We start from the raw sequence: 12,339 nt of genomic DNA, 5'->3' as shown, positions 1-12,339 counted from the left end.
GTCTAAAAATTCATGCCTAAATAAAGGTAACGGCGATTAAATAAATACTTGCCATTAATACCACCAAGCATAGCGCGAATGCTATGAAAAGGGCCACTTTTTACTCTATTTCGCACAATTTTTGCACATTAGCAAAACGTTGACACGGTTAAAAGCAAAAAAATAGACCTTAACTTCAAACAAAAGTGCAACGAACATTTGATCAAGGCTCTTTAAGCGGCTTTATATAGAAGCAGTAGAAGCAACAAAGACTGAATTTATCTTAGGAAAGTGCACTGCCACTCCCCCACTAAACATGCTTATGACTTCAAGCTTCAGCCTCTATCTTTAGGCTGCTTAACGGCCTCAAGATCAACTTTAATAGAGGTAATATAGTTAAGTTCAGCGCTTTAGGACATTTTTTTACACATTTAAGTTAATGTTTACAAGCCTATGATTAACAAACCGCTGTTTAAAGTTACAGCTTATTCCAAAATACTTCAGCAGCCGCACTTAATGGCGCAACAGGGCGGGTAAGATGTATTTGTAACGTAACATCCCAACTTTCATCCAACGCACGGACTAAGCGCCCATCGCCAACCTCTTGCTCTGCAAGGCTTTTTGGTAACCATGCCACTCCCTTTCCCTCCAGCGCCATGGACATTAATACCGCGGCTAAGTGGCTACTAAACTGTGGCTTAAGCGCCAAAACCGCGGCTTTGCCATATAAACGATGGGCCACAATACGCCCCAGGCCCGATGCTTCGGTGTAAGCCAAATAAGGCAGCTGATGAGAGGGAATTTCTTGACTTACGCTAGGACTCATCAACGCAACCAGGGTGTCTTCCCCCACCTGTTTGCTAATAAACAGCCCCGGTGCCAAGGGTGAAGGCACGGCAGGGTGTCGGTGGCAGAGCAAAAAAGGCACGTCCCCATGCACCAGTAATTTTTCACACCCTGCCATGCTATCGGAATGAAGACGAATGGCCTCAATCGGAGCACCGTTATCCACTTGGCGAATCCAGCGCGGGAAAAACGTAAACGAAAGCGAGTGAGTCGCGGCAAACGGAAGCGTTTTGGCCATATGCCCAGCCACTTCCTGCGCCTCGGTGCGCAGCCGATAAAGACGGCTCGTGGCTTCAGACGCGTCGGTTAAGATATGCCGCCCGGCTTCCGTCAGCGTGGTGCCTTGCGGCGTTCGCACAAATAGGCTCACCCCCATCCACTGCTCAAGTGAACGTATCCTGCGGCTAAACGCTGGCTGGGTAATATGGCGAGCGTCTGCAGCGCGTACGAAACTGCCTTGCTCCGCTAGGGCGATGAAATCTTCAAGCCAAACAAGTTCCATGGGCAATGCCATTTCAGCATGGGGTTGCGGATTAATAGCATTGGTTGCGCTGAATTACCACGTTTATTGTTAGGCACTAAACCGATAAAGGAATGCCCTATGCGCATCGTTGAAATCCGCGAAAAAACCGTTTCCATTGCCTCGCCCATCGCCAATGCTTATATCGATTTCTCCAAGATGACCTGTTCTGTGGTCGCCGTCGTGACCGACGTAATACGCGACGGTAAGCCTGTGATTGGCTATGGGTTTAACTCCAATGGACGTTATGGCCAGGGTGCGCTGATGCGCGACCGTTTTTTGGATCGCATCAGCGAAGCTGACCCAGAAAGCCTTATCGATCAAGAGAATAACAACCTTGATCCGTTTGCTATCTGGAAAACCTTAATGACCAACGAAAAGCCCGGCGGCCACGGCGAGCGCTCGGTTGCGGTAGGCACAATCGACATGGCCGTTTGGGACGCTGTGGCTAAAATAGAAGGCAAACCACTCTATAAGCTGTTGGCCGACCGTTACCGCAACGGTGTCGCCGACGATAAAGTGTGGGTATACGCGGCGGGCGGTTATTACTATCCCGGCAAAGACCACAGTAAACTGCAAGATGAAATGCGCAGCTATTTAGACCGCGGTTATAACGTAGTCAAAATGAAGATTGGCGCGGCGTCGCTTGAAGAAGATTTACGCCGCATTGAGGCGGTCATTAAGGTTGTAGGTGACGGCAGCCGCGTCGCCGTTGATGCTAACGGCCGCTTTGATCAAGCCACCGCTATCGCCTATGCCGAAGCGCTAAAGCCTTACAATCTATTTTGGTATGAAGAAGCTGGCGACCCGCTTGACTACGCCCTTCAGGCAGAGCTTGCTAATCATTACGACCTGCCTATGGCGACCGGCGAAAACCTGTTCTCGCATCAAGATGCGCGCAACTTGTTACGCCATGGCGGCATGCGCCCTGACCGCGACTTTGTTCAGTTTGACTGCGCACTCTCTTACGGCTTAGTTGAATACATGCGCACGCTGAAGGTAATGGAAGACCTGGGCTGGTCATCGCGCCGCGTCGTTCCCCATGGAGGCCACCAGATGTCGTTGAACATTGCGGCCGGCCTGCATTTAGGTGGCAACGAGTCGTATCCGGATGTTTTTCAACCCTTTGGTGGTTTCGCTGACGGCATTCAAGTGGAAAATGGCTATGTTGGCCTGCCGGATATTCCAGGCGTAGGCTTTGAAGCGAAGTCCAAACTGTACGCGGTCATGCGTGAACTGGGTGAGGGCTAAGGACTAAGGACTAAGCGCGAAGGGGCTTAATCAACCAGCGCGGCCGCCTCTTCAATACCTACCGAGACTAGTCTCGAGACGCCGGGCTCTTGCATGGTCACCCCCATCAAGCGCTCGGCGGCCTCCATGGCAATTTTGTTGTGAGTGATGTAAATAAACTGAACGTTTTCAGACATCTCTTTCACCAGCCTGGCGTAACGCCCAACGTTAGCGTCATCCAGCGGCGCATCCACTTCATCTAGCATACAAAAAGGCGCGGGATTAAGCTGGAAGATCGCAAACACCAGCGACAACGCCGTCAGCGCTTTTTCTCCGCCTGATAGCAGATGAATGGTGCTGTTTTTCTTGCCCGGCGGGCGAGCCATGATCGCTACCCCCGTTTCCAACAAATCATCGCCCGTCAGCGTTAACCATGCCGCACCGCCGCCAAACACGCGCGGAAACAAAACTTGCAGCCCGGCATTAACCTGATCAAAGGTCTCCCGAAAGCGTATGCGCGTTTCTTGATCAATGCGCTTAATCGCTCTTTCTAACGTTTCCAGCGCCTCGGTAAGCTCAGCGTGCTGTGCCTCTAAATAATTACGTCGCTCAGCCTGCTGGTCGTACTCTTCAATAGCGGCAAGGTTGATTGCCCCTAAGCGGCGTATCTTATCGGTGGTACTTTCCAGACGTTCTTGCCAGCTCGTTTCAGTGGCCTCCTGAGGCAGCTGTTCGGCAAGCGTTTCAGCGTTATGGCCTAATTCTGCCAGTTGCTCATCTTGAGTGGCGGCTTTCAATGCCAGCGCCTGCACGTCCATGCGACGCTGCTGTAGCTGTTCGCGGCTCTGCTCTAGATTGCGCTCATGCTGCTGGCGGGCAAGCTCATCATTGCGCAGCTGTTCTGCCAGCGCTTGAGCCTGCTGGCGGGTCGCGTTTAAGCGCCCTTCCTGCTGCTCACGCTGATGCAGCAGCTCTTCAAGCTCTTCGCCCGCCAGCTCATCGGGCTCAATCAGCATTTCACGGGACTCTTCAAGCTCGGCAATGCGCAGCGATAGGCGTTCTTCAGAGTCACTGGAGCGCGACTGCTGCGAGCGCAGGCTAGCGCGCTCGGCATTTAAGCGTTCGCGCTCAAGCGCCAGCGCCTGCTGCTGCGCTTTAAGCGGCGAATGCTGCTGGGTCAGCTGGTCACGCTGCTCGCGCAAAAAGCGGCGCTGTTCCGAGGCCTGCTCGCGTCCTTCTGCGGTGCTTTCCAGCTGCGCCATCGCCTCGTTCCAGCGTGCGCGCTGCTCATCTAAGGTAAGTACTAACTCCGCCTCATCCTCTTGCAGCTGGGCAAGTTCTTCATCCAGCTCTGTCGCACGGCCGGCTAAATGCTCAAGACGCTGAGCGAGGCTACGCTCTTTCACCGCCAGCTGCTGTAGGCTAGCGGCGTGGCTGCGCTCCTGCTCAGCCTGCTGATCGCGAGCCTGATCCAGCGCCTCAATAGCCTCACTGGCGGCTTCACACTGCTCTTCGGCCAGCGCTAGCGCTTCTTCTTCGCTCTCACGACGCTCATTGAGTTCAACGTAGCGTCGACGGATAAGCAGCAATCCATCAATACCCTCGCCGTTGGCCTGTTGATGCAACCAGCCCCGGCCTAGCCAAACGCCGTCGCGGCTCACCACGCTTTCGCCGGGTGCTAGGTGCGCGACCTGCTGCTGCGCCTCGCCAGCCGTTTCCGTGTAGTGAATACTTGCTAACCATTCACTCAGCGCCCCCGCGCCTTTTACTAGGCTATCCAGCCGCTGGCCCGCGGTTGATGGTGCTGGCGACGCTTGATCAATCAAACACCAGTCGGTAGCCAGCGCATCAGGCAAAGCGGCGAGCTGATGGCTAGCGACCAGGCGAGCATTAAGCCACGGCGCGAGAAGCCAAGAAGTAAGCGCTTCCCAACCGGGTGTCACTTGAAGCACCTCGCCCAGCTGAGGCGCCTGTTCGAGACCCAGCGCTTCCAGGCGAGCCCCAATCTCAGGGTCATGATCCGCCAGGGCCGCATCCATCAGCGCTTGAAGCGAGGCAAGTTCCCCCTGCTGCTGGCTTAACGCGGCACGCTGTTGATCCCGTGACTGTACGGCCTGCTGATACGCTGCTTTAGCATCGCTGTAGCGCTGCTGCCACTGGTCGCGACCGGCGTGAAAGTCGTCGGCCTGCTGCTGAGCATCCGCTAACTGCGCGTGGCACAAAGCGTGCTCATCGCGCAGCTCGGTGAGATCAGCCACCTCGCTACGCTGCTGACGGCGGCGCTGATTTTCAGCCTGCAAGCGCTGAATCCGTTGTTCTAAGTCCCGCAGTTGATCCTGGCTTCGCTCAGCATCGCGGCTGGCGTCGCGCCAGCGCGTTTCAGCGTCGGCCCACTGGTGCTCGACCGCTTCCAGCGCTGGAGAGGCATCGGCCAGCGATTGCTCAAGGCGTTCAAGCTGCTCTTCCAACGCGTCGTGTTCGGGCTGCAAGTCGTCAAAGCGTTCATCAATCGCGGCTAAGCGAAGCTGATCACCTTCGCTAACGCACCGCTGCTCGTCTAACTCACCGCGGGCGGTGGCGATATCGCTAGCCAGCTGCGCTTCACGGCTGCGGCGATGCGCCTGATCTTGCTCCAGCCGTGCAATGCGCGTAGTGGTTTCAAAGAACTGCTGCTGATGACGATCAAGCACTTCGGACAGCTCGTCATGCTGCTCGCGGGCTTGTTCCAGTCGTGTTTCGCATTGGCGAACGCCAAAGACGTCTTTCTCAACGGCGATCTCCAGCTCGCGAACGCGACTTTCTTGATGTGACTGTTCGACGCGCAGGGTTCGACCGCGCAATAGCGCAAGCTCACCTTTGAGGCGATACTCCAGCTGCTTTAGCTCTTGATAACGTTTGGCGGCTTCGGCCTGACGCTTAAGGCGATCGAGCTGCTTATCCAGCTCTTCGCGAATATCGTCAAGACGCTCCAAATTTTCCTGGGTCCGCCGCATGCGGTTTTCGGTTTCCCGGCGGCGCTCTTTGTACTTGGAGATGCCCGCAGCTTCTTCTAGCGTCGAGCGCAGATCGTCGGGGCGAGCTTCAATCAGCCGCGAAATCATTCCTTGCCCAATAATGGCGTAGGAGCGCGGTCCTAAACCTGTCCCCATGAACAGGTCAGCGATATCACGGCGGCGGCACTTCTGGCCGTTGAAGAAGTAATTGGATTGCCCATCCCGCGTCACTAAGCGCCTAACGACGATTTCGGCATACTGCGCATAAACGCCGCCCATACTGCCGTCGCTATTGTCGAACTTGAGCTCTATAGACGCTTGGCTGATCGGTTTACGGCCGGTCGAGCCGTTAAAAATAACGTCGGCCATGGATTCGCCGCGCAGCGTTTTTGCCGAAGACTCGCCCATCACCCAGCGCACGGCGTCAATAATGTTGGATTTTCCACAGCCGTTGGGCCCCACAATGGCGGTCATATTGCCATCAAAAGGCACCGTCACGGGATCCACAAAGGACTTAAAGCCGACCAAACGTATTGAGGTTAAGCGCATAGCGAGACCACGCCCTGGTTATTGAAAACAGGGCTACTCAAAACATAGCTACTCAAAAACATAGTCCTTCAAAACATAGTCCTTCAAAACATAGCCCTTCAAAAAACGGTTATTTAAGTGCATGGCTATTCACTACTTCGTCGACGTTTTCTTCGGGCCCTTCGGAATCCGCGTCCAGCCGCTCTTGGGCAATGCGAATACCCTCACGCAGCGAGTCGGCGGCATTCGGATCTGGCATAGTGGCGATCGCGCGGCGCCAGCGGTCAATCGCCTGCTCATAATCGCCATTATCAAAGGCGTGCAGACCCAGCATTCCCAGCACGGTGGGCTCACGCGGGTCTTTGGCCAGCGTTTCGTCTACCAGCGCCTGTACCTCATCGGTAAGCTCTCGCTCGGCCATAAAAAAGCGAATCTGCGCGAGCTGAGCCAGCAGCGGTGGAAGACGCCCTTCAATCTCGATCAGACGCTCCAAGGCGCCAACGGCTTGAGGCATCTGCCCCGTTTCGCGGTAAAGCGGAAACAGGGTGCCCCACACATTGGGGTTATTCGGCTGGCGCTCCGCCTGCTCTTGCATGCGCTCAATATACGTATCAAGCGACCCTTCCGGGTCTTGCTGCACGGCTTGCTGCACCTCAAGCAATATTAGATCGCCCTCAGCACCCTTTTGCTGATACCAGACCACGCTAACCGCCACCACCGCCACCATTATCAGCGGCACCGCTAAACGCCCGGCGTGGGCAGGTTTAAGCGGGCGGCGCTCGCGTATGGCGGTGTCTTCTAGCAGGCTACGCTCCAGCTCCAAACGGTCTTCTTCAAAGCGTTCGGCGTCAATGTCGCCGCGCTCGTGCGCGGCTTCAAGCGAGGCAAGGCGACGCTTGAAAATCGCGACATTCTGCTCATCGGAGCTGTCGCTGGCTTCAAACTGGCGCTGCTGTTCATGCAGTGCACGCGCACTCCTGAGCGGCGATACTAACAGCCATAGCGCAGGTAGCAATAAAACGGCAATCGCAATCCAAAGCAGCGTCATGAAGACCTCTTACGGTTAACCAGCGCCTCAACACGCTGACGCTCTTCCGCGCTCAGCGCTTTGGCCGAGGCGTTGCGGCGAGCGCGGACCATCAGCACCACTACCAGCGCCCCCAGCAGTACCAGCGCAATAGGCAACCCCCAAAGCAGGTACGTGCGGTTCTCTAAGCGCGGATTGTACAGAATGTACTCGCCAAACCGTTGCACCATATGATCAACAATTTCGATATCCGACCGGCCTTCTTGCAGCAATTGGTAAACGCGGTCGCGCATGTCTGCGGCAATCGGCGCGTTAGAGTCACCGATGGCCTGATTTTCACACAGCGGGCAGCGCATGGCGGCGGTTAAATCGTAATAGCGCGCCTGCATCACCGGGTCGTCAAATTGACGCAGTTCAATCCCACCCGCCGCCGCACTAGAGGCGATGATCATTATCATCATTGCTGCAACGACACGTATTAACGCCATTTCTCCACCTCCGGAAGAATCCGTTCGCGCACGTCATCCGGCGATATATAACCTTTGTGGTGATAGCGAATCACGCCCTTGGCATCGACAAGAAACGTTTCAGGCGCACCGTAAACGCCAAGGTCAAAGCCTAGCTCGCCCTGGGGATCAAAAATATTGGCTTCAAACGGGTCGCCAAATTCGTTGAGAAACGCTAAGCCTTTCTCGCGGATGTCACGGTAGTTGACGCCTATCATGCGAACGTCGTGATCCGCTAACTCTAAAAGCTGCGGCATCTCTTGCTTGCACGCGGGGCACCACTCGCCCCATACGTTCACCAACGTTACCTCGCCTTCCAGCAGCGTTTGGTCAACGCGCTGATTTTCATCGCGCAGCGTGACTGCTTCAAAGCTTGGAAACGGCCTCGCCATCAGCGCTGAGTCGCGCTGCGAAGGATCCAGCGACAAGCCTTTATAAAAGAACAGCGCTAAGCCTAAAAAGCACAGCGGCAGCAGTAATAGCAGTAGCCTTCGTTTCATACCGCCACCTTCTGCGCCGCATTGCGGTGGGCAGTCGAAGTTGGCGTCTCACGCGCTACTGTGACGCGGCGATAGCGCTTGTCGAGCACAGCGAGCACACCACCAAACGCCATCAATAAGGCGCCCAGCCACAGCCAGCGCACAAACGGTTTGTACTGCACACGCATTGCCCAGCTGCCGTCGCCTAGGTCTTCGCCCATCGCAACATAAAGGTCGCGAAATAGCCCCGCCCGCAGGGCGACCTGGGTCATCGGCATACCGGTCGCAAGATAAAAGCGCTTTTCAGGGCGCATGGTAAAGCGGCGCCCTGACTCGCCGCGCTGCACCTGAATTATCGCGGTGTCTGCCAGAAAGTTAGCGCCGCGGCGCTCGGCCAGCTCGCTCATGGTGAACTGATAGCCCGCCACTTCTACCGTGGTGCCTGGTGACATGCGCACGTTGCGTTCAATGTTGTAGTTAGAAACCACCGTTACACCAACAATGGCGACAGCTACGCCCACGTGGCCTAGCACCATGCCCCAGTATGATAATGAGAGCTTGCGCACCCCGGCGGAAAACGAGCGGGCATGGCGGGTTTTATCAACGATATCGCGCAGTATCGGCAGCACAACCCACAGCGCAGAGACAATACCCAGAGAGACCAGCAGATTCCACTCGCCGCGATAAAGCAGCGGCATTATTGCCCCAATGACCAGCGCCGCAGTTCCCGCCCACCAGAGCTTATGGATAAGGTCTTTAGCCGCCATACCTTTCCAACGGGTGACCGAGCCAAGGCCCATAAACACACACATCATCACGGTTAATGGCACAAACAGCGCGTTAAAATAAGGCGGGCCCACGCTGATTTTTCCAAGATTTAGGGAATCTAGAATCAACGGATAAACGGTGCCGAGTAACACGGTGACGGTCATAATGACCAGAAAGACGTTATTGATCAGCAGCAGCGCATCTCGGGAGAGCCAGTTAAAGCCGATGCTATGGCTCACACGCGGCGCGCGCAGAGCGAACAGCAGCAGTGATAGCGTTACCGTAATGGCCAACAGAATCAGAATAAAGAGCCCACGGTCAGGGTCGTTGGCGAAAGCATGCACGGAGGTCAATACGCCGGAGCGCACTAAAAAAGTCCCCATCAGCGACAGCGAAAAAGTCGAAATCGCCAGCAGCACGGTCCAGCTTTTAAAGGAACCGCGCTTCTCAGTCACCGCCAGCGAGTGCACCAGCGCGGTACCGGTTAGCCATGGTAGCAGCGAGGCATTTTCAACCGGGTCCCAAAACCACCAGCCGCCCCAGCCAAGCTCGTAATAAGCCCACCAACTGCCCAGCGCGATGCCTACGGTCAAAAATGCCCACGCTACATTGGTCCAAGGCCGCGCCCAGCGCGCCCAGGCCGCATCTAGCCGGCCGCCCAACAGCGCCGCGATGGCAAATGCAAACACCACAGAAAAGCCCACATAGCCCATATAAAGCATCGGCGGATGGACAATAAGCCCAATGTCTTGGAGCAGCGGATTCAGGTCGGCACCGTCTGACGGCATGTTGGGCAGCAGTCGTTCAAAGGGGTTAGAGGTAATCAGAATAAATAGCAAAAAACCAACGCAGACCATGCCCATTACGCCCATCACTCGGGCGACCATATCCCGCGGCAGGTTACCGGTGAACCTACTTGCAGCAAATCCCCAACCCGCCAGCATCAGGCTCCACAGCAGCACCGAGCCTTCATGATTACCCCATACCGCACTGAATTTGTAATACCAGGGCAGCAGCGAGTTGGCGTTATTGGCCACGTTCGCCACGCTAAAATCATCGAGCATATAGCTCGCGGTTAGGCAGCCGTAGGCGATGGCGACAAACAAAAACTGCCCTGCCGCCATCGCTTGGCCGTAGGCCATCCACAGGGGCCTTCGCGTCGCCGCGCCGGCAAGTGGCATCACCGCCTGCACCACTGCCATAAGCAGCGCAATAATCAGCGCAAAGTGGCCAATTTCAGGAATCATTGTGATGAACATGGGCGCTCCGAATTAGCACTGACTGGTCGGTAAGCAGGCACAGCCATATCGTTACTTACCGGCGCTGTTGGTCTGATAGTCGGCAGGCGAATAACCCGCCTCTTTCAACGCCTGGGCTACTTCCGGCGGCATATAGTTCTCATCGTGACGGGCAAGGACCTTATCGGCGTACAAATGGCCGTCGGCCTGAAGCTCACCCACCACTACCACGCCTTGGCCTTCACGAAAAAGGTCGGGCAAGATGCCGCTATAAGTGACCTGAAGGTCATCAACATAGTCCGTCACGATAAATTCAACGTCCAGGCTGTCAGGGTCGCGGGCCACCGAACCTTCTTTGACCATCCCACCGGCACGAATTTGTCGCGCCATGGGGGCTTCACCTTGGGCGATCTGTACCGGGCTAAAAAACAAATTAATATTAGCGCGCAGCGCGTAAAGAGTTAGCCCTACGGCGATCGCCGCCAGCGACACCAAGCCTAGGATAACAAACAGCTTCTGTTTTCGTTTAGGCGTCATGGCGCGCTCCTTTCGAGCGCCTGGCACGACGCTTCAAGACCCTAAGCAATTGACGCTGTTCAAGGCGCGCATGCCAAGCGCTTGCGAGCATCAATAGTGCCGTCACGCCCCAGGCCGCCCAAACGTAAGGAGCATGGCCGCCCATGGCGAGAAAGTCAGAAAAGGAGGTAAATGCCATTAGTGCGCCTTCTTCGTTGCAGTGCTCAACATCGGATCTGTCAGCAACTCTTGCACCCAGCGCTTACTGGCTTCCCGCCGCAGAATCTCGCTACGCGTGCGCATCAGCGTTATCGCGATAAAGAAGCAGTAAAAACCCAGCAGCATAATGACCAGCGGCAGCCACATTTGTGTGGGCATGGTCGGCCGCGAGGTTAACGTAAATGAAGCGGGCTGATGCAGGGTGTACCACCAATCAACCGAATACTTAATGATGGGAATATTGATAATACCCACCATCGTCAGCACCGAAGCAGCACGAGAGCCGCTGTCGCGCCGGGCAAACGCGCCACGTAAGGCGATGATGCCGAGATAAAGAAACAGCAGAATCAGCATTGAAGTGAGCCGCGCATCCCACATCCACCAGGTACCCCAGGTAGGCACCCCCCATACGGCACCGGAAAACAGCGCTATAAAGGTCATCACTGCCCCAAACGGCGCCATCACTGTCGCCGCCATATCGGCTACTTTAATTTTCCAAACCATAAACACCAGGCCCGACACGGCCATGGCGATAAAAATGGATTGAGCCAACAAAGCAGCCGGCACGTGTACATAAATAATCCGGAAGCTGTTGCCCTGCTGGTAATCCGCAGGCGCAAATACCAGCCCCCATAGCGAACCAACGACCAATAGCAGCACCGCGGCGGCCCAAAACCAGGGCTGTATTTTAGCACTTATGCCATAGAACCACCGAGGCGATCCCAGCTTATGTATAAAGGCCCACATAGCGTGTTTTGTCCTCAACCGTTAATACTAATACGCAGCGATGCGGCAATCGCCCACGGCGCCAGCATCAGCGAGGCGGCAAGCAGCGCGCCTAAAATAGCTAAATGTGCGGCGACACCGCTGCCGACAATCGCCGCCTGCACCGCGCCCGCGCCAAAAATCAATATCGGGATCGTCAGCGGCAGCACCAGCAACGAGAGCAGCACGCCGCCGCGCGCCAAGCCGACGGTTAGCGCCGCGCCAATCGCGCCAATCAAACTCAGGCTGGCCGACCCCAGCGCAAGCGACAGCGTTAACGCGGCGTAGCTGCCGCTAGGCAGCGACAGCATAATGCCTAACAGCGGCGCGATCAGCGCTAAGGGCAAGCCGGTTAGCAGCCAATGAACGACTACTTTTGCTAGGCTCAACGCGGCCAATGAGTGCGGGGCTAACAGCAGTTGCTCAAGACTGCCATCGTCATAGTCGCTGCGAAACAGGCTATCTAATGACAGCAGCGCGGCTAATAGCGCGGCCACCCAGAGCAAACCCGGTGCAATCATTGCCAACAGCTCAGGGTTGGGGGAAATAGCCATTGGGAACAGGGTAATCACGAGCGCAAAAAATACTAATGGATTAAGAATGTCACCGCGACGGCGAAGTAACAGCGTTAAATCACGTAATAGCGTGGCTTTTACCGCTGTCATTAGCCCGCCCTTATAGTCGCGCAGCGGCGCAACCGGGCCGATCGCTGAACCGTCTAAACA

At 55.7% G+C, this 12,339-nt stretch carries 10 protein-coding genes and 1 pseudogene; 1 reads left to right on the top strand and 10 read right to left on the bottom strand.

Features of this window, described 5'->3' with window-relative positions; genetic code table 11:
- Positions 1 to 457: 457 nt before the first annotated feature.
- Entirely contained in the window at positions 458 to 1,327 is an 870-nt protein-coding gene (locus tag KUO20_RS03115; RefSeq protein ID WP_235041450.1) for a LysR family transcriptional regulator, read from the bottom strand.
- A 99-nt stretch (positions 1,328 to 1,426) separates the two neighbouring features.
- On the opposite strand from KUO20_RS03115, the gene KUO20_RS03110 reads away from it, so the two are divergent.
- Positions 1,427 to 2,596 carry a mandelate racemase/muconate lactonizing enzyme family protein gene (locus KUO20_RS03110; protein WP_235041449.1) on the top strand — a complete coding sequence of 390 codons (1,170 nt, stop codon included), beginning with the start codon at positions 1,427 to 1,429 and terminating at the stop codon, positions 2,594 to 2,596.
- A 26-nt stretch (positions 2,597 to 2,622) separates the two neighbouring features.
- Here the strand turns inward: KUO20_RS03110 and smc are convergent, their stop codons facing one another.
- The 9 genes and pseudogenes from smc to ccmB all read right to left on the bottom strand — a co-directional run bounded on the left by smc (position 2,623) and on the right by ccmB (position 12,279).
- Positions 2,623 to 6,117: a chromosome segregation protein SMC gene (gene smc, locus KUO20_RS03105; protein ID WP_235041448.1), complete on the bottom strand. Its 3,495-nt coding sequence runs from the start codon at positions 6,115 to 6,117 to the stop codon at positions 2,623 to 2,625.
- Between the two features lie 142 nt (positions 6,118 to 6,259).
- A pseudogene (gene ccmI / locus KUO20_RS03100) lies at positions 6,260 to 7,144 on the bottom strand (c-type cytochrome biogenesis protein CcmI); the annotation flags it as partial.
- On the bottom strand, positions 7,141 to 7,611 hold the full coding sequence (locus KUO20_RS03095; RefSeq protein WP_235041447.1) for a cytochrome c-type biogenesis protein: 471 nt from the start codon (positions 7,609 to 7,611) through the stop codon (positions 7,141 to 7,143). The gene KUO20_RS03095 and the pseudogene ccmI, both read right to left, overlap by 4 nt.
- Positions 7,602 to 8,129: a DsbE family thiol:disulfide interchange protein gene (locus KUO20_RS03090; protein ID WP_235041446.1), complete on the bottom strand. Its 528-nt coding sequence runs from the start codon at positions 8,127 to 8,129 to the stop codon at positions 7,602 to 7,604. Before KUO20_RS03090 ends, KUO20_RS03095 begins: the two co-directional genes overlap by 10 nt.
- Positions 8,126 to 10,135 carry a heme lyase CcmF/NrfE family subunit gene (locus KUO20_RS03085; protein ID WP_273543154.1) on the bottom strand — a complete coding sequence of 670 codons (2,010 nt, stop codon included), beginning with the start codon at positions 10,133 to 10,135 and terminating at the stop codon, positions 8,126 to 8,128. Before KUO20_RS03085 ends, KUO20_RS03090 begins: the two co-directional genes overlap by 4 nt.
- A 51-nt stretch (positions 10,136 to 10,186) precedes the next feature.
- A complete protein-coding gene (gene ccmE, locus KUO20_RS03080; RefSeq protein ID WP_235041445.1) occupies positions 10,187 to 10,651 on the bottom strand; it encodes a cytochrome c maturation protein CcmE in 465 nt (154 codons plus the stop codon).
- Positions 10,641 to 10,829, bottom strand: a complete 189-nt coding sequence (ccmD, locus tag KUO20_RS03075) for a heme exporter protein CcmD (RefSeq protein ID WP_235041444.1) — start codon at positions 10,827 to 10,829, stop codon at positions 10,641 to 10,643. Before ccmD ends, ccmE begins: the two co-directional genes overlap by 11 nt.
- A complete protein-coding gene (locus KUO20_RS03070; RefSeq protein ID WP_235041443.1) occupies positions 10,829 to 11,596 on the bottom strand; it encodes a heme ABC transporter permease in 768 nt (255 codons plus the stop codon). Before KUO20_RS03070 ends, ccmD begins: the two co-directional genes overlap by 1 nt.
- A gap of 14 nt (positions 11,597 to 11,610) precedes the next feature.
- Positions 11,611 to 12,279 carry a heme exporter protein CcmB gene (ccmB, locus tag KUO20_RS03065; protein ID WP_235042407.1) on the bottom strand — a complete coding sequence of 223 codons (669 nt, stop codon included), beginning with the start codon at positions 12,277 to 12,279 and terminating at the stop codon, positions 11,611 to 11,613.
- Positions 12,280 to 12,339: the final 60 nt, after the last annotated feature.

This window comes from Vreelandella profundi, from assembly GCF_019722725.1.
GTDB classification, from domain to species: Bacteria; Pseudomonadota; Gammaproteobacteria; order Pseudomonadales; family Halomonadaceae; genus Vreelandella; species Vreelandella profundi.
This window is presented reverse-complemented; position numbering and strand designations above follow the sequence as displayed.